Below are 21,418 nucleotides of genomic sequence, written 5' to 3'. Positions count from 1 at the left end.
GCACCCCGGGAGTTCCCGAGGTGCGCCGTCTCCGTGCGGAGCGCCCGCGACTAGGCCTGGATGAAGGCCAGGATGTCGGGGTTGATCACGTCGGCGTGCGTGGTGAGCATGCCGTGCGGGTAGCCCTCGTAGATCTTGAGCTCGGAGTTCGGCAGGAGCTCGTGCTGCTTCAGCGCTGCATCCTTGTAGGGCACGACCTGGTCGTCGTCACCCTGCAGAACCAGCACCGGGACGGTGATCGACTTCAGATCCTCGGTCTGGTCGGTCTCGGAGAACGCCTTGATGCCCTCGTAGTGCGCGAGCGCGCTGCCCGTCATGCCCTGGCGCCACCAGTTGGCGATCACGGGCTCCGAGACGGCCGCGCCCTCGCGGTTGAAGCCGTAGAAGGGACCGGAGGCGACGGCCTGGAAGAAATCGGCGCGGTTCGCGGCGAGCGCTTCGCGGAAACCGTCGAAGACCGCGATCGGCGTTCCCTCGGGGTTCGCCTCGGTCTGCACCATGAGCGGCGGAACGGCCGAGACCAGGACGGCCTTCGCGACGCGCCCCTGCGGCTGGCCGTACTTGGCGACGTAGCGGGCGACCTGGCCGCCTCCCGTCGAGTGGCCGATGTGCACGGCGTTCCGCAGATCGAGGTGCTCGACGACCGCCGATGCGTCACTGGCGTAGTGGTCCATGTCGTGCCCGGTGCCGATCTGCGAGGACCGTCCGTGACCGCGACGGTCGCTGGCGACGACGCGGAAGCCCTTCGACAGGAAGAACAGCATCTGCGCGTCCCAGTCGTCGGACGACAGAGGCCAGCCGTGGTGGAACATGATCGGCTGGGCGTCGCGGGGACCCCAGTCTTTGAAGAAGATCTCCGCGCCGTCTTCCGTGGTTACGAATCCCATGAGGGCCTCCATCGTCGGTGCCGCACCGAATCGTGATCGGTACGGCGGTGTGGGCTTGTGTGCCCATCGGGGAGTGATGAGCACGATCAACGTACCGCCGTATGGCCCCTCGGGACAGGGGTTTCCGGAAGGATTCGACACCTGTTCAGTGAGGTTCCCTCCCCGGTCCTGCTCAGCGCCCCGGCCGCCGTCTCGATAGCATCGGAGGATGGACCCGTTGATGCTCCTCGGGGAGTGGTGGTGGATCGCGGCCGTCGGGGCCGGCGGTGTCACCGCGGGCGCCGTCGGGCTGCGGCGTCGCAGCACACGCAGCGGTCGGCGCCTCGCCGTCGATGCGGCACGCCATGATCTGCGGGCGGCGAAGGTCGCGGTGGTCGAGAAGCGCGCAGCCGTGAAGATCGCGCGCGCCGATCACACCCGCATCGCCGCCGAACGCACCGCGCGCCGGGCGACGGCGGAGCACGTGGCCAGCGCGAAACGGATGCTTCGCGACGCCGAGCGCGATGCGAAGGCGGCCGCGGCCGATGTCCGCGCGAAGCAGGTGCGCCTGAACGCGGCCCGAGCCGCGCTCCCCGCCGCATCCGCCCCTCGCCCGTTGGAGCGGTTGCGCGCCGATCACGATGCGATCGTCGCGCGCTGGATGACCTACGAGACCGATCCCGGTCTGCAGATCGCGTACCCGGCGATGTCCGATGTGAAGCAGCCGGCGACGGCGGCCTACTTCCGCGCGGCGAACCGTGCGGCCCAGGCGCGGCGCACGGCGGGGGAACGTCCGACGCCCGCGGAGTTCGCCGACTACCGCGACGCCGTCGACGCGCTCGCCCGTGCCTTCGAGATCGCCGAGCACACCGCGCGCGGACGGGCGGACACGACGACGACAGCGGGATGGCAGGACGCCGCGCAGGACGCGATCTCGCGCTCCGCCGAGGCGATCGATCGGGCGGCGGGAGCGGCGGCATCCGCGTTCGCCGCGTGGTCGGCTCGCAAGCGCCCGCGCGGCGACGACCGGGAGGGCCGGGACGACCGGGATCGGTGAGGTCCCGCGAGGATCCGCGGAACCCCACCTCGCTCAGGGGGCGATCGTGCGGCTGCGTACCAGCTCGCGGTACCAGTGCCCGGAGTCCTTCACGGTGCGCTCGAGCGTGTCGAAGTCGACCCGCACGATGCCGAACCGCTTGGCGTAGCCGTATCCCCACTCGAAGTTGTCGAGCAGCGACCAGACGAAGTACCCACGCAGGTCGACGCCGCGCTCGAGAGCCCGGTGCGCCGCGGTGAAGTGCCGCCGCAGGTAGTCGGTGCGCTCCGGGTCGGGAACGGTCCCGTCGACCGAGACCTCGTCGTCGAACGCGGCGCCGTTCTCGGTGACCATGAGCGCCTGCTCCGGGAACTGCTCCGAGAGCGATACGAGCAGCTCCTCGAGTCCCTCGGGTGCGATGTTCCACCCCATCGCCGTGTACGGGCCCGGCTGCTCGACGAACTCGACGAGCTGATCGCTCCCCGGCCAGGCGGTGCCGCCCTCGGTGCCCTTGTGGCCGTCGTTCTGCTGCTTCGGCGAGACGCCGTCCCAGAGCCGCACGGTCGCGGTCGAGTAGTAGTTGACGCCGAGCACGTCGATCGGCTGGTGGATGGTGGCGAGGTCGCCCTCCTGCACGAACGACCAGTCGGTGACGGAGGACGTGTCGTCGAGCAGGTCGGCGGGGTACCCACCGCGCAGCATCGGACCGGTGAACGCGCGGTTCGCGAGGGCGTCGATGCGGCGCATCGCCTCGGCCGCACCGTCGCCCTGTCCGCGCAGCACGTGGAAGTTCAGCGTGACCGAGTAATCCGGGTCGCCCGTCGAGGTCGCCCGCAGCGCCTGCACCGCGCGCCCGTGCGCGAGGTTGAGGTGGTGCACGGCCGACAGGGCGGATGCCGGTTCGTGGCGCCCCGGTGCGTGGCCGCCCTGGCCATAGCCGAGGTAGGCCGAGCACCACGGCTCGTTGAGCGTCGTCCACGTGTGCACGCGGTCGCCCAGGGCCGTGCCCATGATCTCGGCGTACCGCTCGAAGGCGTCGGTCGTGGCGCGCGCGGTCCAGCCGCCGGCATCCTCGAGGTACTGCGGCAGATCCCAGTGGTAGAGCGTGGCGACGGGACGGATGCCGCGGGCGAGCAGCCCGTCGACGAGACGCGAGTAGAAGTCGATGCCGGCCTGGTTCACCTCACCGGACGCTGCAGGGACGATGCGGGGCCAGGCGATCGAGAACCGGTAGGCCTGCAGGCCGAGGTCGGCCATCAGGTCGAGGTCCTCCTCGGTGCGGTGGTAATGGTCGCAGGCGACGTCTCCGGTATCGCCGTTCCACACCTTGCCGGGAGTCTTGCTGAACGTGTCCCAGATCGAGGGGGTGCGCCCGTCCTCCGCGGCGGCCCCCTCGATCTGGTACGACGCGGTCGCCGACCCGAATGTGAAGTCCGCGGGGAAGACGAGTCCCGAGCCGCGGTAGTCGTCGCGGGGGGTGAGCAGCGTGGTCATGCGGTGATCTCCTCGAGGTCGGCCGTGTAGGTCTCGGTGCGACCGTCGGGATTCGTGACGGTGACGGCCGCGGTGCCGGTGCCGCCCGCGAAGACGCGCAGCTGCAAACCGTCATGGTAGTCGTAGTCCGGGCGGTCGACCCGAGCGCCCCAGGGGAGCACGGTGCCGGGACGCACGTACAGGGGGAGCGAATCGAACCCGTGCCGCTCGCGCCGCCATCCGCCGCCGGTCACGGTCTCGCCGGTCAGCAGCGAGGTCCATTCGCCGGCCGGCAGGTAGAACTCGACCTCGCCGTCGTCGGTGAACACGGGGGCGACGAGCAGGTCGGAGCCGAGCATGTACTGGCGGTCGAGGTACGCCGTCGCCGGGTCGTCGGGGAACTCGAGCACCATCGGCCGCATCAGCGGCACACCCGTGGCGGCCGCGTCGAGGCCCTGCGCGTACAGGTAGGGCATCAGGCGCATCTTGAGGTGCGTGAAGCGACGAGTGACCTCCACCGCCTCGTCGTCGAACGCCCACGGCACCCGGTACGAGCTCGAGCCGTGGAAGCGCGAGTGGGACCCGAGAAGACCGAACGCGGTCCAGCGCTTGTACACGCCGGCATCCGGCATCCCCTCGAACCCGCCGATGTCATGGCTCCAGAACGCGAAGCCCGAGAGCGCGAGCGAGAGGCCGCCACGCAGGGTCTCGGCCATCGACGTGAACGTCGAGGTCGAATCGCCGCCCCAGTGCACGGGCATGCTCTGCCCGCCCGCGGTCGCCGACCGCGCGAAGAGCACGGCATCGCCGTCGCCGCGCGCCTCCGTGAGCACGTCGAACACGGCGCGGTTGTAGAGGTCGGTGTAGAGGTTGTGCATGCGCTCGGGATCGGAGCCGTCGGCCCAGACCACGTCGGTCGGGATGCGCTCGCCGAAGTCGGTCTTGAAGCAGTCGACGCCCTGGGCCACCAGGGCGCGCAGCTTGGACTGGTACCACGCCGTCGCCTCGGGATTCGTGAAGTCGACGAGCCCCATGCCCGCCTGCCAGAGGTCCCACTGCCACACCGAGCCGTCGGCGCGCTTCACCAGGAACCCGTGGTCGGCCGCCTCGCGGAACAGGGGCGAGCGCTGGGCGATGTAGGGGTTGATCCACACGCAGACGCGCAGGTCCTTCTCATGCAGGCGGCCGAGCATGCCCTCGGGGTCGGGGAACACCCGCGGGTCCCACTCGAAGTCGCACCAGTTGAACTCGCGCATCCAGAAGCAGTCGAAGTGGAACACCGACACGGGCAGCTCTCGGGCCGCCATCTCATCGAGGAAGGAGTTGACGGTCTGCTCGTCGTAGTCCGTCGTGAAGCTCGTCGACAACCACAGCCCGTACGACCAGGCCGGCACCACGGGCGGGCGCCCGGTGAGTGCGGTGTAGCGCCCGAGGACGTCCTTGGGCGTGGGCCCGGCGATCACGAAGTACTCCAACTGCTCGCCCGACACCGAGAACTGCACGCGCTCGACGGCCTCCGACCCGATCTCGTACGACACATGTCCCGGATCGTTGACGAGCACGCCGTAGCCCCTGCTCGAGAGGTGGAACGGCACGTTCTTGTAGGCCTGCTCGCTCGAGGTTCCGCCGTCGGCGTTCCATACGTCGACCGTCTGGCCGTTCTTGACCAGCGGGCCGAAGCGCTCGCCGAGTCCGTAGATCTGCTCGCCGACGCCGAGGTCGAGCTGTTCGTGGACGAACACGGATGCCGAGGGCGCGCCGCCTCCCTGACGCGCGTTGCTCACGATCCCCGGGTCGACCTGCGCGCCGTCGGCGAGCTGGACGTAGCCCTGAGCCTTGTGCCCGCTGCCGGTGACCCGGCGTCCGTCGACGGCGAACGACAGGTCCCACGGGGCTCCGGGGGTGACCGTCGCCACGAGGGAGCCGGCATCGACGACGCCGGCGGCATCCGACACCGAGACGGATGCCGCGGCTCCACCGGCGCCGGGGAGGGCGAAGCCTCCGTGCCACGGCCGACCGGTGTGGTGCGCGACCCGCACTCGGATCACACCCTCGGCGGGGGAGGAGAGGGTGGTCGTGAGCACGGGGCGGTTGAGGGTGTCGCCGCGCTTGGAGATCACCATCGTGGGGGCCGTGATGACGAGACCGGGGCCGTCGGGGGTCTCGGTGGTCTCGGCGATGTCGTATGCCTCCTGCGCGTACAGCGCGGTGACGCCGGGGCGCAGCTGCCAGAACCCGTCGGTGAACTTCATTACTTGACTGCTCCTGCCGTGATGCCCCGGGTGAGGGTGCGCTGGAAGATGAGGAAGAAGATGAGCGTCGGGATGATGCCCAGCAGGGCCGAGGCGCTCGTGGTCGTGACGTCCATGAGGCGGTCGCCCTGCAGCACGCTGATCGCGACCGGGACGGTCTGATTCGCGTTCGACGCGAGGAACGTCAGCGGGATGAGGAACTCGTTCCACGTCCAGATGAAGAAGAAGATGAGCAGCACCGACAGCGTCGGGCGGCTGATCGGGAAGACGACGCGCCACAGGATCTGCCAGCGGGTCGCGCCGTCGAGTGAGGCGGCCTCGAGGATCTCCTTGGGGAAGGTGCCGTACACCGACGACAGCAGGTACGTGCCGAACGCGGCCTGGATCACCGTGAACACGATGATGACCGACCAGACGTTGTCGTACAGGCCGACCGACTTGAACATGTAGTAGAGGGGGTACAGCAGCGCCTCCTGCGGCAGCAGGTTCGCGAGCAGGAAGAGCAGCACGATCCAGGAGCGTCCGCGCACGCGTCCGATCCCGATCGCGAAGGCGTTGAGCATCGAGATCACGACCGCGAGCACCGACACGATGCCGGCGATGAAGATCGAGTTCCAGACCTTCTCGGGGAAGTTCACGCGCTCCCAGAACTTGATGATCCCGCCGAAGTCGAGGGTCTCGGGGAACGCGAGAGGGCCGGAGGTCGCATAGTCGAGCGGCGACTTGAAGGAGTTCACGAGCACGAGGTAGAACGGCGCGATCACGAGCAGCGCGCCGACGATGACGAGAGCCAGCAGGAGCCAGTCGACGGGACGCTTCTTGGTCATGCCGCCGCGCGGACGGCTCGCGGCCTTCTTGCCGGTGACGATGGCGGTGGTGGCGTGCATCACAGACCCGCCCTTTCCTTGCGCTCGAGCGAGTTCTGGACGCGGATGAAGATGATCGACACGATGACCACGACGATCGTGAGCACGGTCGCGATCGTGGCGCCGTAGCCGACGTTCCGCTTGGTGAAGAACTCCTGGTAGGCGTAGTACGCCGGAACGAGGGTGGACCCCGCCGGTCCACCGCGGGTGATGATGTACACGGGGCCGAACACCTTGAGGGCGGCGATCGTGCAGGTGAGGGTGACGACGAAGATCTCGGGACGGATGATGCTCATCGTGATCGCCGAGAAGCGCTGGAACCAGTTCGCGCCGTCGAGCTCCGCCGCCTCGTAGAGTTCGGGGTCGACGCGCTGCAGTGCGGCCATGAACACCACGACGGGGTAGCCGAGCTGCACCCAGACCATGACGAGCATCAGCACGATGAGAGCGGAGGGCATCTGCCCGAGCCAGTCGTAGGCGGGGATGCCGAACCAGCCGAGGATCTGGTTGAGCGCGCCGTCGCCGCCGGGCCGCACGATCCAGCCGATCACGATGCCGGCGACGGCGATCGGAAGAATCTGGGGGAGGTAGTAGGTGGCCCGGAGGAAGCTGCCCACCTTGCCGCCGAACTTGCGTCCCACGACGTCGAACAGGAGGGCTGCGACCATGAGGCCGATGATCGTGGGCACGACGACCATCGCGAGGATCATCCACACCGAGTTGGTGAAGGAGGTCCAGAAGTCGCTGTCGGTGAGGATCTTCTGCCAGTTCTCGAGCCCGATGAACTCGGGTGTGCGCACGCCCTTCCACTTCGTGAAGGTGAGGTACAGGTTCCAGATCAGCGGGACGATGACGACCACGAGCAGCAGCACGAAGCCGGGGAGCAGGTACATCCAGTAGGCCCCGGTCCCACCGCTGCGCTGCGGGATCGACGGTTCTTCGGGCGGCAGCTTGGTGCGGCGGCCCTCGCGGGTGGCGAGTGACATGTTCATCTCCAGGAGGGTGCGGGGGCGGTGCCGGTCGGGCGCCGCCCCCGCGGGCGGATCAACGGAATTCGGCGGTTCCCTCGTCGTACTGCTCGCCGAGGTTCGCGTTCGTGGTCTCGGCATCCTGCGCACCGGTGATCAGTCCCTGCAGCTCCTGCACGATCACGTCGTAGAAGCCGGGTGCGGGCCAGTCCGGGTAGAACGACAGGCCGTCCGCGTCGAGCACACCGTTGAACGTCTCGATGAGCGCGGCGCTCTTCTCGTCGGTGATGTCGGCGGTGTCCGCGGCGACGGGGAGGCCGCCGTTGTTGCCGATGATCGCCTGGATCTCCGGTCGCATCGTGATGTCGATGAACTCGTACGCGAGCTCCTTGTTGGCGGCGTTCTCGGGCACGACCCAGAGGTTGCCCGAGGAGCCGAGCGAGAGGTCGGCGCCGGGGAAGGCGTTCATCGTCCACTCGAAGCCGGTGGCCTCGGCGACGAAGCGGCCGAACCACCACGATCCCGAAACGAAGATCGGCGAGGTGCCGTTGATGAACGAGACGCCGGCGTCCTCGGCCTTCACCGAAGAGACGTCGGAGGCGATGTAGCCCTTATCGATGTACTCCTTCAGAGTCTCGGTCGCGGAGGTGATCTCCGGACCCTGCCAGTCGACCTCTCCGTCGTAGAGCTGGTACGCGTCGACGAAGCCGCGGTCGCCCTCGAGCAGCGCGAGCTGGTACCAGAGCTGGCCGAGCGGGTACTCGGCTCCGGCCTCGGCCAGCGGAGTGATGCCCTGTGCGACGAAGGCGTCGAGCACGTCGATGAATTCCTCGTAGGTGGTGGGGATCTCGAGGCCCGCCGCGGCGAAGGCGTCCTGGTTGTAGTAGACGCCGACGAACTCGCCGTAGTTCGGAACTCCGAACCAGGTGTCGCCGCCCATCACGCCGTCGTCGGAGTACTTCGCCGTGGTCTGCAGCGACGGGGCGAGCTTCTCGTCCCAGCCATACTCCTCGACGGCGTCGGAGATATCGGCGATGAGTCCGGTCGACGCCAGGAAGCCCGCCGTCGCGTTGCCCTTGTTGAACTCCATCAGGTCGGGCGCGGCGTCGGTGTCGAGCACCTGGCTCGCGGTCTTCTGGATCTGCTCGAACGACTTCTCCTCGAACTCGACCGTCGCGCCGGTCTCCTCCTCGAAGATCTTGATCGCTTCGTCCCAGGCCTTGCCCATGGCGCTGTCGGCGCCCTCGTAGTGCCAGAGCTTGAGGGTCTGGCCGTCTCCGCCGTCATCGGATGATCCGGCGGAGCAGCCGCTCAGCGCGATGCCGGTCGCGGTGAGGGCGGCAAGGGCGGTGAGCGTCTTCGTCCTGCGTGTCGTGCGTGCCATCGTCGGCACTCCTTTCTCGGTGGCCCCGGAGGGCCGAACACTGCATCGGTGGGGTGTTCAGTTGTGGTGATCGCGTGATCGTCGAAGCGTTTCGATCTCGGCGATACGGGAAAGAGGTGTGAGGGGTGCGGGTCAGTCCCGGGGCGGTCGGACGGAACCCGCGCCGTGGTACTCGGGCGCGATGAGGTGGATCTCGGGCGGCACGTTCGTCTCGTCGAGGTGGCGTACCGCGATGTCGACCGCCAGTTCGCACGACTGCTGAGGGACCAGCGGGATGGTGTCGATCGGCGCCGCCAGCACGGAGGTGTCGAAGGATGCCGCGGCCGAGATGACCGAGGCGTCGACGCCGAGCGCGAGGCCGCGCTCCCTCAGTACCTCGAGGAGCACGTCGTGCACGTCGCCGACGGCGTGCACGACGAACGCGCGGATGCCGTCGTCGAGCGCCGCTTCGGCCGATCGGCGCACGAGGGCGGTGTCGGTGGCGGCGGCCCCGGTCGCGGTCCAGGTCAGGGCGACGCCGCGGTCGGCGGCGCGCTCCTCGACCCCGCGGAGGAGCCTGCGGGGGAAGTTCGACTTGCGGTACGACACCTCGGTCTGACCGAGGAGGTGCACCGCGGGGTGCCCGGCGTCGGCGAGTCGGTCGACCGCGAGGTGGCCGGCGGCTTCGAAGTCGAGGTCGACGCAGGTGAGGTCGCGCTGATCGTCGGGGAGGCCGATGAAGATCGTCGGCGTGCGCACCGCGCGGGCGATGGCGACGCGCTCGTCGTCGGGCGCCACATCGAGCACGAGGATCGCATCGACGAGGTTCGACGCGGCGACGCGGTTCATCCCGTCGGAGGTCTGCTCATCGGTGAGGAGGAGGATGTCGTAGCCGCGGCGACGAGCGGCGACCGCGGTGGCGAGCACGAACGCCATGTGCGTGGGGGCGTGTGTATCGGCTCGCAGCGGCTCGGTGAGGGCGAAGATGTGGGTGCGGCGGCCCGCGAGCATCCGGGCGCCGGCATCGGGCTGGTAGCCGAGCGTCTGGGCTGCATCCTCGATGCGACGTCGGGTCTTCTCCGACACGGGACGCTTGCCGCTGAGCGCGTACGACACGGTGCTGATCGAGACACCGGCGGCAGCGGCCACCTCGTGGATCGTCGTCATCGTGACTCCATCGTCGCTCTGGGTGAGATTGTCGAAGCGCTTCGCTCAGGCTTCTTCAGCGATGATAGACACGGTTTGTGGGAGAGCGCAACATATTTCTGTCGCACCGAAAGAGACACACGCAGGCACGGGACGGCGACGCCCCTGCCGAAGGCGACGGGGTCTCGATGGGGGAGGGGATTCGAGACCCCGCCGCCGGCTTCAGGAAGTGAGGCGGATGGAGGCGATGACCTCGCCGTACTCCGTCTCGCCGACCGGACTGAATCCGACGCGGAGGAAGAAGGCCTCGGGTCCGTCGTCGCCGGCCTCGTAGATGACGTCGACGTGGTCGAAGCCGCGCGCCGCGGCCTCCTCGGTCAGCTTCTCGACCGCGAAGCGGCCGACTCCGCGACCCTGGTCGTCGGCGTCGACGTTGATGCGCCACAGCACCGAACGGAAGTGCTCCTCCGGGGCGTCGGGATCGAAATTGGCGCTCACGAAGCCCACGACGGCGTCGCCGTCGAGCACGACCCGCTGCCACGACGTGGCCGGGTTGATGACGGTCGCTGCGATCCCGTACGAGACCGGAGCAAGGAACTGCTCCTGCCCGGGCTTGAGCGACATGTTGTTCACGGCGACGATCGTCGCAGCGGAGAGTTCGACCATGCGCAGTTCGGACATGACCCCAGGCTAACGCCTCGCGCGTACGCGCACACTCGATCGGGTCGAGATTTCTCCCACAGCGTTGCGGGTATCTTGGTATCGAGACAAATCGCCCTTGTGAACGGAGATCATCCGGTGACTGACGACGCCATCATCTACACCTACACCGACGAGGCACCGGCGCTCGCCACCGCCTCGCTCCTGCCGATCATCACGGCCTACACCGGTCAGGCGGGCATCGAGGTCGAGACCAGGGACATCTCGCTCGCCGGACGCATCCTCGCGGCCTTCCCGCAGAAGCTCACGCCCGAGCAGCAGGTCGGCGACGCGCTCGCCGAGCTCGGCGGCCTCGCCACGCTGCCCGAGGCGAACATCATCAAGCTGCCGAACATCTCGGCGTCCATCCCGCAGCTCAAGGCTGCGATCGCCGAGCTGCAGAAGGCGGGGTACGACATCCCGGACTTCCCCGACGACCCGACCTCGCTCGACGAGAAGGACGTGCGCGCACGCTACGACCGCATCAAGGGCTCCGCCGTGAACCCGGTGCTGCGCGAGGGAAACAGCGACCGTCGTGCGCCTCTCGCGGTGAAGAACTACGCGAAGAAGCACCCGCACCGCAACAAGCCCTTCGCCGAGGGGTCGAAGACCCGCGTCGCGACCATGGGCCACGACGACTTCAAGTCCAACGAGAAGTCGTGGGTCGCGGCATCCGACGACGTACTGAGCATCCGCCACACGGCCGCCGACGGCACCGTCACGGTTCTCAAGGAGGGCCTCAAGGTCCTGCCGCGCGAGATCATCGACGCGACCTTCCTCTCGGCTTCGGCGCTCGACGCGTTCCTCGCCGAGACGCTCGCGCAGGCCAAGGCCGACGACGTGCTCTACTCGGTGCACCTCAAGGCCACCATGATGAAGGTCAGCGACCCGATCATCTTCGGTCACGTCGTGAAGGCGTTCTTCGCCGACGTGTTCGCGACCTACGGCACCCAGCTCGCCGAGGCCGGTCTGCGGCCGAACGACGGCCTCGGCTCGATCCTGGCCGGTCTCGCCGACGTGGCCGACGGCACCGCGATCGCGGCGGCCTTCGACAAGGCCATCGCCGAGGGGCCGCGCCTGTCGTACGTGAACTCCGACAAGGGCATCACGAACCTGCACGTGCCGAGCGACGTGATCGTCGACGCCTCGATGCCCGCCCTCGTGCGCAACGGGGGCAAGCTGTGGGGTCAGGACGGCGGGGAGGGCGACACGATCGCGGTCATCCCCGACTCGTCGTACGCCGGCGTGTACCAGGCCGTCATCGACGACGTGATCGCGAACGGCCCGCTCGACCCCGCCACGATCGGCACCGTGCCGAACGTCGGCCTCATGGCGCAGGCGGCCGAGGAGTACGGCAGCCACGACAAGACCTTCGAGATCGCGACGGCCGGTGTCGTGCAGATCCTCGACGGCGAGGGCAACGCCCTCATCGAGCACGAGGTCGAAGCCGGAGACATCTGGCGCGCCACGCAGACCAAGCACATCGCGGTCATGGACTGGGTGAAGCTCGCGGTCACCCGCGCCCGCGCGACCGGCGACCCCGCGGTCTTCTGGCTCGACGCGAACCGCTCGCACGACGCCCAGATCATCGCCAAGGTGCACCAGGGCCTCGCGCTGCTCGACACGCACGGCCTGACGCTCACGATCCTCGCCCCCGAGGAGGCCACGCGCTACACGCTCGCGCGCATGCGTCACGGACTCGACACCATCTCGGTCACGGGCAACGTGCTGCGCGACTACCTCACCGATCTGTTCCCGATCCTCGAGGTCGGCACGAGCGCCAAGATGCTCTCGATCGTGCCGCTGCTCGCCGGTGGCGGGCTGTTCGAGACCGGTGCCGGTGGTTCGGCGCCCAAGCACGTGCAGCAGCTCGTCGAGCAGAACTACCTGCGCTGGGACTCGCTCGGCGAGTTCTTCGCGCTGGCGGCCTCGCTCGAGCACTTCGCCGACCGCACGGGCAACGAGAAGGCCCGCGTCCTCGCCGAGACCCTCGACGCCGCGACCGGGACCTTCCTCGAGGAGGACCGCTCGCCCGGCCGTGCGCTCGGCACGATCGACAACCGGGGCAGCCACTTCTACCTGGGTCTGTACTGGGCGCAGGAGCTGGCGAAGCAGACGAAGGATGCCGACCTCGCGGCGGCTTTCGCCCCTGTCGCCGCTGCACTGACCGAGAACGAGGCGACCATCGTCGCCGAGCTCAACGCGGTACAGGGCTCGCCCGTCGAGATCGCCGGCTACTACCGTCCCGACGACGCGCTCGTCACGGCGGTCATGCGTCCGTCGGCCACCCTCAACGGGATCATCGACGCGCTGAACTGATCGCAGACAGGACGAAGGGGCGGATGCTTCGGCATCCGCCCCTTCGTCGTACCCGGGGCATCCCGGCTCAGTTGTGGACAGAGACCTCGAGGCCGACCGGCGACCAGTCGTAGACGTACTTCGCGAGGTCGATCGGAAGGTTGACGCAGCCGTGGCTCATCCGGTTGCCGTAGTTGTTGTGCCAGTAGGTGCCGTGGAACCCGATGTTGGTGGTGAACCAGGTGATGTACGGCACGTCCTCGGTGCAGTACGGGGCGCCCTCGTAGCAGCCCATGTCCTGCATACGGGTGTGCGCGAACACCTTGAACTCGCCCGTCGGGGTGGGCGTGCCGGGGAGGCCCGTCGACACCAGCCAGCTCTGGACGACCTTGTCGTTCTCATAGAGCGTGGCGGTCTGGCTGCTGAGGTTGATGTCGATGTGGCGGTAGAGGTTCACCGACTCGAACGGCACCTCGGACACCGCGAGCGGGAACACCCCGTCGCCCGCTTCGATCTTGGCGGCGACGTCGTCGGCGATGCCGGTCGTCTCGCCGATCGTGCGGCCGGTGACGCCCTCGGTCTCGGCGCGGAGCACGTTGCCGGCCGAGTCGACGATGTTGCTCGCGTTGACGGGAGCACGGTCGACGATCCCGGGCAGCAGGTCGACGGTCTTCTGGATCACGGCGGGGTCGGCCTCGATGGCGAGCTGACCGCCCTCGTCGGTGATCGTGAGCCACGATGCGACGACGTCCGCCGTGAGGGGCACAGTGCGTTCTTCGCCCACGTAGAACCCGGCGGTGCCGAGCAGCGTGTTCAGCGAGGCGGCGGTGCTCGCGGCGTCGTCGTCGGTGACGGCGGCCGCGGCTTCGGTCGGGTCGCCCGAGAACTCGACGTTCGAGCCCCCGGCGGCGACGGTGTCGATGATCGCGGCCGTGAGGGCGTCGACGTCGATCGCGGTGCCGGCTTCGGCGGGGGTCGTGACGTACGTTCCGCTGGCGGCGTCGAAGATCACGCCCGCGTCGGTGGGGTCGGCGAAGCTGGAGGGGACGGCCTCGCGCAGTGCGCTCGTGGCCGTTGCTGCGTCGAGGGTGATGTCGCCCGCGATCGGCTCGCCCATCCACGCGCCGAGGTTCCACATCGGGCGCTCGGCGAAGGCCTGCTCGCTGAGCGCTTCGCCGTCGAGGGCGATGCCGAGGTCGGCGCCGCTGAGCACCGTGCCGTCGCCGGCGCCGGTGAGCGTGATCTGCGTGTCGGCGAGGTGCGACTCGATCGCATCGTTCGCCGCCCCGGGGGTCATCCACCCGACGTTGATCCCGGCGACCGTGGTGCCGGGGGCGATGAGGATCATCGACGCGGCGCCCGCGCCGAGAGCCACGACACCGAGACCGAGCCCGATCCAGAGGCCGAGGCGTCGCTTCTTAGGGGCCGGCTCGTTGGGCGCCCACGCGAGGGGCTGCTCGCCCGTGGGCGGCTCGGAATCCGCCTCGGTCGGCGCTCCGTCGAGCGCTTCTGTCGCAGCCTCGTGAGTCGAGATCACATCCGTCACGAACTTCACCCCCCGGTTATCTAACGTGCCGTCTTTGACAAGAGTACCGGAGAGCGTATAACGGGGAGGCAACGGTCGCCCGTGGCCTCCCCGTGCGAATCACTCGACGATCGCGATGCCGTCGATCTCGACCAGCATCTCCTCGCGGGGCAGACCCGTGAAGACGGTGGTGCGCGAGGGCAGCACGCCGCTCGTGGTGTGCGCTTCGACGAACGCGCCGTAGGCGTCGTTCATGATCGGGAAGTCCTCGCGCTTGGTGAGGTACACGCGCAGCATCACGACGTCGTCGAAGGTCGCGCCGGAGGCCTCGACGATCGCCTTCACGTTCTCGAGCGTGCGGGTCGTCTGCGCCGCGACGTCACCGGGGTAGAGGTATTCGTTGGTCACGGCGTCGACCGGGCCCTGGCCGGAGACCTGGACGAAGGGGCCCTTGCGCACGCCCTGCGAGAAGGTGTGGGCGGGAGCGGGGGCGGCGTCGGTGGAGATACGGGTCTTCGCAGTCATGAGGCCAGCCTAGTAGCCTTGTTAGATGCCTCAACAAATTGCGGACGCCGTGGACGGAACCTCCGGAGAGGCCCTGGTGCTCAGCGCCGGGAAGGCCGCGGAGGGTCGGGTGCGTGTGTATCGCGGGGCGACCGTGGTCGACGGTACGGGGGCGGAACGCTTCGTCGCCGACGTCGCCGTCGAGGGTGCGCGTGTGGTCGCCGTCGTCCGGGACGCAGCAACCGGGGCGCGCCCGGTGCTGCCCGAGGGGGCCGTCGAGGTCGACGCCCGCGGACTCGTGCTCGCACCGGGATTCATCGACATGCACGCCCACAGCGACCTCGCCGTGCTCGCCGGCGCCGCGCACGACGCGAAGATCCTGCAGGGGGTCACGACCGAGGTCATCGGCCAGGACGGGCTCGGCTACGCGCCGCTCGACGATGCCACCGCGCCGGTGATCGCGGCGCAGATCGCCGGGTGGAACGGACCGACGACCGCGCCGTGGCGAACCGTCGCCGATCTGCTCGACGCGATCGACCGGGCATCCGTCGCGAACGCCGCGATGCTGGTGCCGCAGGGCAACCTGCGGATGATCGTGGTGGGTCACGAGAACCGCCCGGCGACGAGCGACGAGATCGCTCGGATGTGCGCGCTGCTCGCCGACTGCCTCGACGCGGGCGCCTTCGGCATGTCGAGCGGCCTCACCTACACGCCGGGGATGTACGCCGACACCGACGAGCTCGAGGCACTGTGCCGGGTCGTGGCCGAACGCGGCGGGTACTGGGCCCCGCACACGCGCAGCTACGGCGGATCCGCGCTCGACGCCTATCGGGAGGCGCTCGAGATCGGCCGACGCACCGGGTGTCCGATCCACCTCACGCACGCGACCATGAACTTCGCGCCGAACCGCGGGCGCGCCGACGAACTCCTCGATCTCGTCGACCGGGCGATCGCCGACGGTGTCGATGCGACCCTCGACACCTATCCCTACCTGCCGGGTGCGACGACGCTCGCTGCGCTCCTCCCGAGTCGACTCTCCGAGACCGGCTCGCTCCTGCGAACGCTCGCGGACCTCGACGACGCCGGACGCGAGCGGGTGCGGGTCGAGCTCGAGGAGATCGGCTGCGACGGCTTCCACGGGGAACGCGCGGACTGGACGCAGATCCAGATCTCCGGCACCGCGAACCCGGAGCTCGCCGACCTCGTGGGGCGCACCATCGCCGAGATCGCTGCGATCGAGGGTCGCCGCGCGGTCGACGTAGTGCTCGACACGATCATCGCGGATGCCGGGGCAACGGGCATCCTCATGCATATCGGCGACGAGGCCAACGTGCAGGCGATCATGCGCCACCCGCGACACACGGCGGGGAGCGACGGCATCCTGATCGGGGCGCGCCCGCACCCGCGCGGACGCGGCACCTTCGCCCGCTATCTCGGCCACTACGTGCGCGAGCTCGGCATCCTCACGCTCGAGGAGGGCGTGCGGCATCTGTCCGGCACACCCGCCCGGCGTCTCGGCCTCGATCGCGGCGATGCGCCCCGGGGCGTGATCCGAGAGCGGGCGACGGCCGACCTCGTGCTCTTCGACGCGCGGACGATCGCCGCGGGCGCCACGTTCGAGTCGCCGCTCGAGCCGCCCGTGGGCGTGGTCGAGGTGCTCGTCGGGGGAGTGCCGGTCGTCGAGGACGGCGCTGTCACGGGGGCCACCCCCGGCCGGGCGCTGCGCATGCCGCCGCCGCCCCACCGCGCGACCGTCCCCCGGGTCTCGGCGCACATCGACGAGAGCGCTCCGGGATTCCGGTGGTCCACGCGCACGCCGGTCGTCGGAGCGGACGATCTGGTCGCCTCGATCCGCCGCCTCGGCGGCGAGGAGTCCGCAGCGAACGCTGACGGCGCGGTTCGCGCCATCCGACTCCGCGTCGATGCGGCGCTGGCCGAGGAGCCCGATTCCGACAGGCGGATCGGCGCCGAGGCCTTCCGGTTGTCGGTCGAGTCCGACGGCGTCGAGATCGTCGGCGCCACACCGGCCGGCGTCTTCCGCGGCGCGACCGTGCTGCGTCAGCTGCGCGATCCCGATGCGGATGCGGATGCGGACGCCGTCATCCCCACCGGCGTCTGGGAGGGGGCTCCGGCCTACGCCTGGCGCGGGGCGATGCTCGACGTCGCCCGGCACTTCCGGCCGGCCGAAGACGTGCGCCGCCTCGTCGACCTCCTCGCCGATCACCATCTTTCCGTGCTCCACCTGCACCTCACCGACGATCAGGGCTGGCGCTTCGAGGTGCCCGGCTATCCCCGCCTGACCGGGATCGGCGCGCGGCGCGAGGCCACGCAGCGCGGTCACGGTCCGCTCGCGACCGTGGAACCGGGCGTGCACGAGGGTTTCTACACGCAGGCCGAGCTGCGGGAACTCGTCGCGTATGCGGCGGAGCGCTTCGTCACGCTGGTGCCGGAGGTCGAGCTGCCCGGTCACATCCAGGCGGCTCTCGCGGCCTACCCCGAACTCGGCAACGTCGACGTGGGCGAGGCGATCACCGGCGCCTGGGAGCGCTTCGGCGTGAATCCGCGCACGCTCGCGCCGACCGACGCGTCACTCGCCTTCGGGCGGGCGGCCATCGACGCGCTCTGCGACGTCTTCGACGCGGAGTGGATCGGCATCGGCGGTGACGAGGTGCCGGTCACCGAATGGGCGGAGAGTCCGGCGGCGCGGGCGCGCATGGCCGAGCTCGGCCTCGCCGACCCGCACGACGTGCAGCCCTGGTTCACCGCGCACTTCGCCGCCCATGTGCGCAGCCGCGGTCGCACCGCGCTCGCCTGGGACGAGGTGCTCGAGGGCGATGTGCCCGAGGGTGTGCGCATCCTCGCCTGGCGCGGACCCGTCGCGATGCGCGAAGCGGTGCGCCGCGGCATCCCGGTCATCGCCTGCCCCGACCTCGAGGTGTACCTCGACTACGCGCAGTCGGATTCGCCCGAGGAGCCGATCCGCGTCGGGCCGCCGTTGACCATCGAGCGCAGCTACTCGCTGCGGATCGAGGAGGGGGCGGTCGGCGGGCAGGCGAACGTGTGGACCGAGCATCTGCCGACGCGCGATCGTGTGGACTTCGCGATGTTCCCCCGCCTCGCGGCGATCGCCGAGCGCCTCTGGGAGGGGGGAGATCCCGCCCCGTTCGACGACTTCGCGCGCCGGCTCCCCACGCACTTGCGCCGCCTCGCGGCCGCCGGGGTGCGGTACCGTTCCCCTGACGGTCCTTCGCCCGCGCAGCGGCGACCCGGCGTTCCGGGCAAACCGATGACGATCGCGGCCCGGGAGCAGATCGTCGAGGGCCTCGTCGCACGCCTCGTGGAGCGGGCGGAGCGGGCTCTCGATGAGAGCGTCACACAGAAGTAACGTTTCGGTAACCTCGCGGACCCGCTCGGCGAGCGGGGTTGCGTAAATTATGTTCGTAAGGTCTACTAACAAACATGTCCGTGTCGGATGAACAGCGCCCCGCATCGTCGTCGGAGTACGTCGGTGCGAACGCGCATGCCTTCGGGCCCGGCCGCCACCTGCGGTCGCGGTCGAAGGTCCTCCCCGAGCACGCGCGCGGCCACAACCGCGCGCTCGTGCTGCAGACGCTGTACCACGCCGGCGCGATGAGTCGAGCGGACCTCTCGCGCGAGACGGGTCTCACCCGGGTCACGATCTCCGACCTCGTCGCCGAGTTCATCGCCGACGGGATCGTCATCGAGATGGGTGTGCGTGAGACCGCCGGTCCCGGCAAACCACCGATCCTCATCGACATCGACCGCGTCGGCCACCAGATCCTCGGGCTCGATCTCTCGGGCCCGCACGCGTTCATCGGGGCCGTGCTCAGCCTCGACGGCGACGTGCTCGAGCGCCGCGAGGTACCCCGACCCGAGTCGGCCGACGGCGACGCGGCCTACGCCGCCACGCTGGAGCTCGCTCGGTCGCTGGTCGCCGCCTCGACGCGCCCGCTCCTCGGCGTCGGCATCGGCACCCCCGGCGTCGTGCGCCCCGACGGCGTCGTGCTGAGCTCGCCGAACCTGGGCTGGACGAGCTTCCCGCTCGAGGCCAAGCTCGGCGCCGACCTCGATCTCCCTGTGCTCGCCCGCAACGACGCCAACGCCGCCGTGCTGGCCGAGTACACCTTCGGTGAGGCGAAGGCCGACTTCATGCTCATCAAGATCGGCCGCGGTGTCGGTGCCGGTCTCATCACCGGCAGCCAGCCGCTGCTCGGCAGCCGATTCGCCGCCGGCGAGATCGGTCACGTCACGGTCGGCACCGACGGCGGACCGCGCTGCGCCTGCGGCAAGGACGGATGCCTGGAGGCATGGCTCAGCGAGACGCGCCTGAGCGAGGCCGTCGCCGCCGACCCGTCCGCTCGCGACGAGATCCTCCGCGACGCCGGCACCCGCATGGCGATCGCTATCGCCCCGATCGTCGCCGCCCTCGACCTCTCGGAAGTCGTGCTCTCGGGCCCCGCCGACCTGCTCGACGGCATCCTCATCGACGCAGCCGTCGACACCCTGCACGCCCGCACGCTGGAAGGCGTGTTCGAGGACGCCCTCATCCGCCTCACCGCGCAGGACGACATCGTTCTCCGGGGAGCAGCGGTGATGGTGCTCTCGGGCCAGCTGGGAGTCTCGTGACCCGCACGACCCCGAGCCCCGGCATCCCGGAGCTCCCGACTCGTCGAGGCGCCGTCGAGACCGTCGGCCGCGCCGTGCGCGTCGGTCTCGACGTCGGCGGCACGAAGATCGATGCCGTCGCGGTCTCCCCGGCGGGCGAGATCATCGGACGCCTGCGGCGGCCCACCGGATGGGGCGACGACGCCGTGGTCGAGAGCATCGTGCTCGCCGTGCGTGCGCTGGCCGCGGAGAACGCGATCGCGATGGCCGACATCGGCTCGGTCGGCATCGGCATCCCCGGACTCGTCGACGTCGAGAGCGGGCGGGTCCTGCACGCCGTCAACCTCGGCGTCGAGTCGCTCGACCTCGCCGCTCGCGCCCAGGCCGAACTCGGCATCCCCTTCCGCGTCGAGAACGACGTCAAAGCCGCCGCACTCGGCGCGGCCGTGCTGCGTGGAGCGACCGGATCCATGGCCTACCTCAACCTCGGCACGGGCGTCGCGGCCGGCATCGTGATCGACGGTCGCATCCACCGCGGATCCCGTGGCACCGCCGGGGAGGTCGGGCACATCTCCGTGGACCCTCGCGGGCGCGTCTGCGGGTGCGGGCAGCGCGGCTGCATCGAAACGCTCTGCGGTGGCGGCGCGCTCGCCAAGGCCTGGGGCAGGCCCGGTGCGCTCCCGGTCAAGGACATCGTCGAGGCGGCCGATGCCGGCGACGCCGACGCGCTCCGACTCCGCGCCGACCTGCACCACGGGGGAGCGGCCGCCGTTCGCGTGCTCGTGCTCTCCGCGGATGTCGACACCGTCATCATCGGCGGCGGGCTTACCGCTCTCGGCCCGCGTCTGGAGGACGGCATCCGCTCGGCTCTGCAAGCGGATGCCGAGACGTCGCCGTTCATGCGGTCGCTCCACCTCGATGAGCGCATCGAGATGCTTCCCGCGGGGTCTCCCGCTGCCGCTTTCGGTGCCGCGCTCGTCGGCGCCGCCGTTCCCGAGAAGGAGATCGTGTTCCATGGCTGAGGTCGTCATCGTCGAGAACAAGGAAGCCGCCGGTTCCCTGGTCGCCACCGAGATCGTCGAGCTCCTCGACGCGCGTCCGGATGCCGTGCTGGGGCTCGCCACCGGGTCGACCCCGCTTCCCGTGTACGAGGCGCTGCGCGCTCAGCTCGCCGGTCGCGATCTGTCGCAGGTGCGTGGATTCGCGCTCGACGAGTACGTCGGAATCGACCCGCAGCACCCCGAGAGCTACCGCTCGGTCATCACGCGCGAGGTCGTCGAGCCGCTCGGGCTCGACCCCCGCCGCATCCACGTGCCCAACGGTGCGACGGAGACGATCCAGCACGCCGGTGACGACTACGAGGCCGCGATCGCCGCCGCCGGTGGTGTCGACCTGCAGATCCTCGGGATCGGAACCGACGGCCACATCGGCTTCAACGAGCCCGGCTCGTCGTTCGCCTCGCAGACCCGGGTGAAGACGCTCACGGCGCAGACCCGCGAGGACAACGCGCGCTTCTTCGACTCGATCGACGACGTGCCGATGCACTGCATCACGCAGGGACTCGGCACCATCCTCAAGGCGCGCCACCTCGTGCTGCTCGCGTTCGGCGAGGGGAAGGCCGAGGCCGTGGCCGCCGCGGTCGAGGGCCCGCTCACGGCGTCGCTGCCGGGTTCGGCCATCCAGCTGCACCCGCACGCGACCGTCGTCGTCGACGAGGCCGCCGCGTCGCGTCTCGCGCAGGCCGATTACTACCGGTACACGTTCGCGAACAAGCCCGCCTGGCAGGGCATCTGAGC

General features: G+C 69.6%; 16 protein-coding genes. 6 read left to right on the top strand and 10 right to left on the bottom strand.

What is annotated here, in order from left to right; translation table 11 throughout:
- Window positions 1-50: 50 nt before the first annotated feature.
- Window positions 51-887, bottom strand: a complete 837-nt coding sequence (locus tag ACIPVN_RS05765; protein ID WP_400440649.1) for an alpha/beta fold hydrolase — start codon at window positions 885-887, stop codon at window positions 51-53.
- Between the two features lie 208 nt (window positions 888-1,095).
- Between ACIPVN_RS05765 and ACIPVN_RS05760 the strand changes: the two genes are divergently transcribed.
- A complete protein-coding gene (locus ACIPVN_RS05760; protein WP_400440647.1) occupies window positions 1,096-1,923 on the top strand; it encodes a hypothetical protein in 828 nt (275 codons plus the stop codon).
- A gap of 33 nt (window positions 1,924-1,956) precedes the next feature.
- Here the strand turns inward: ACIPVN_RS05760 and ACIPVN_RS05755 are convergent, their stop codons facing one another.
- The 7 genes from ACIPVN_RS05755 to ACIPVN_RS05725 all read right to left on the bottom strand — a co-directional run bounded on the left by ACIPVN_RS05755 (window position 1,957) and on the right by ACIPVN_RS05725 (window position 10,651).
- A complete protein-coding gene (locus tag ACIPVN_RS05755) occupies window positions 1,957-3,396 on the bottom strand; it encodes a GH1 family beta-glucosidase (RefSeq protein ID WP_400440645.1) in 1,440 nt (479 codons plus the stop codon).
- Window positions 3,393-5,627, bottom strand: a complete 2,235-nt coding sequence (gene yicI / locus ACIPVN_RS05750; protein WP_400440642.1) for an alpha-xylosidase — start codon at window positions 5,625-5,627, stop codon at window positions 3,393-3,395. Before yicI ends, ACIPVN_RS05755 begins: the two co-directional genes overlap by 4 nt.
- Window positions 5,627-6,514, bottom strand: coding sequence for a carbohydrate ABC transporter permease (locus ACIPVN_RS05745; protein WP_247623124.1), 888 nt, complete (start codon window positions 6,512-6,514; stop codon window positions 5,627-5,629). Before ACIPVN_RS05745 ends, yicI begins: the two co-directional genes overlap by 1 nt.
- Complete coding sequence (locus ACIPVN_RS05740) at window positions 6,514-7,479, bottom strand: carbohydrate ABC transporter permease (RefSeq protein ID WP_400443318.1); 966 nt, start codon at window positions 7,477-7,479, stop codon at window positions 6,514-6,516. Before ACIPVN_RS05740 ends, ACIPVN_RS05745 begins: the two co-directional genes overlap by 1 nt.
- A 58-nt stretch (window positions 7,480-7,537) precedes the next feature.
- The gene (locus ACIPVN_RS05735) at window positions 7,538-8,845 is read right to left on the bottom strand and encodes an ABC transporter substrate-binding protein (RefSeq protein ID WP_400440639.1); all 1,308 of its coding nucleotides are present in this window, start codon (window positions 8,843-8,845) and stop codon (window positions 7,538-7,540) included.
- A 132-nt stretch (window positions 8,846-8,977) separates the two neighbouring features.
- The gene (locus ACIPVN_RS05730) at window positions 8,978-9,991 is read right to left on the bottom strand and encodes a LacI family DNA-binding transcriptional regulator (protein ID WP_400440636.1); all 1,014 of its coding nucleotides are present in this window, start codon (window positions 9,989-9,991) and stop codon (window positions 8,978-8,980) included.
- 201 nt (window positions 9,992-10,192) lie between these two features.
- Window positions 10,193-10,651 (bottom strand): GNAT family N-acetyltransferase, encoded by a 459-nt coding sequence (locus tag ACIPVN_RS05725; RefSeq protein WP_400440633.1) that lies wholly within the window; start codon window positions 10,649-10,651, stop codon window positions 10,193-10,195.
- Between the two features lie 117 nt (window positions 10,652-10,768).
- Here ACIPVN_RS05725 and ACIPVN_RS05720 point away from each other — a divergent pair, with 117 nt between their 5' ends.
- Complete coding sequence (locus tag ACIPVN_RS05720; RefSeq protein ID WP_400440630.1) at window positions 10,769-12,988, top strand: NADP-dependent isocitrate dehydrogenase; 2,220 nt, start codon at window positions 10,769-10,771, stop codon at window positions 12,986-12,988.
- Window positions 12,989-13,055: 67 nt separating this feature from the next.
- Here ACIPVN_RS05720 and ACIPVN_RS05715 read toward each other — a convergent pair whose 3' ends face one another.
- Together ACIPVN_RS05715 and ACIPVN_RS05710 are read right to left on the bottom strand one after the other, a co-directional pair.
- Window positions 13,056-14,522 (bottom strand): L,D-transpeptidase family protein, encoded by a 1,467-nt coding sequence (locus tag ACIPVN_RS05715; protein ID WP_400440627.1) that lies wholly within the window; start codon window positions 14,520-14,522, stop codon window positions 13,056-13,058.
- 90 nt (window positions 14,523-14,612) lie between these two features.
- Window positions 14,613-15,017, bottom strand: a complete 405-nt coding sequence (locus tag ACIPVN_RS05710) for a RidA family protein (RefSeq protein ID WP_247623118.1) — start codon at window positions 15,015-15,017, stop codon at window positions 14,613-14,615.
- Between the two features lie 25 nt (window positions 15,018-15,042).
- Here ACIPVN_RS05710 and ACIPVN_RS05705 point away from each other — a divergent pair, with 25 nt between their 5' ends.
- The 4 genes from ACIPVN_RS05705 to ACIPVN_RS05690 all read left to right on the top strand — a co-directional run bounded on the left by ACIPVN_RS05705 (window position 15,043) and on the right by ACIPVN_RS05690 (window position 21,416).
- Window positions 15,043-18,381 carry a family 20 glycosylhydrolase gene (locus ACIPVN_RS05705; RefSeq protein WP_400440624.1) on the top strand — a complete coding sequence of 1,113 codons (3,339 nt, stop codon included), beginning with the start codon at window positions 15,043-15,045 and terminating at the stop codon, window positions 18,379-18,381.
- 74 nt (window positions 18,382-18,455) lie between these two features.
- Window positions 18,456-19,643, top strand: coding sequence for an ROK family protein (locus tag ACIPVN_RS05700; RefSeq protein ID WP_400440622.1), 1,188 nt, complete (start codon window positions 18,456-18,458; stop codon window positions 19,641-19,643).
- A 74-nt stretch (window positions 19,644-19,717) separates the two neighbouring features.
- Window positions 19,718-20,644 (top strand): ROK family protein, encoded by a 927-nt coding sequence (locus ACIPVN_RS05695; RefSeq protein ID WP_400443316.1) that lies wholly within the window; start codon window positions 19,718-19,720, stop codon window positions 20,642-20,644.
- Window positions 20,637-21,416 (top strand): glucosamine-6-phosphate deaminase, encoded by a 780-nt coding sequence (locus ACIPVN_RS05690; protein WP_400440620.1) that lies wholly within the window; start codon window positions 20,637-20,639, stop codon window positions 21,414-21,416. The genes ACIPVN_RS05695 and ACIPVN_RS05690 overlap by 8 nt, the downstream gene beginning before the upstream one ends.
- The last annotated feature ends 2 nt before the right edge of the window (window positions 21,417-21,418 follow it).

Source organism: Microbacterium sp. NPDC090003, from assembly GCF_044748385.1.
In the GTDB taxonomy this organism is placed as follows: Bacteria; Actinomycetota; Actinomycetes; order Actinomycetales; family Microbacteriaceae; genus Microbacterium.
The sequence above is the reverse complement of the archived record's forward strand: the minus strand, read 5'-3'. Positions and strand labels throughout refer to the sequence as shown.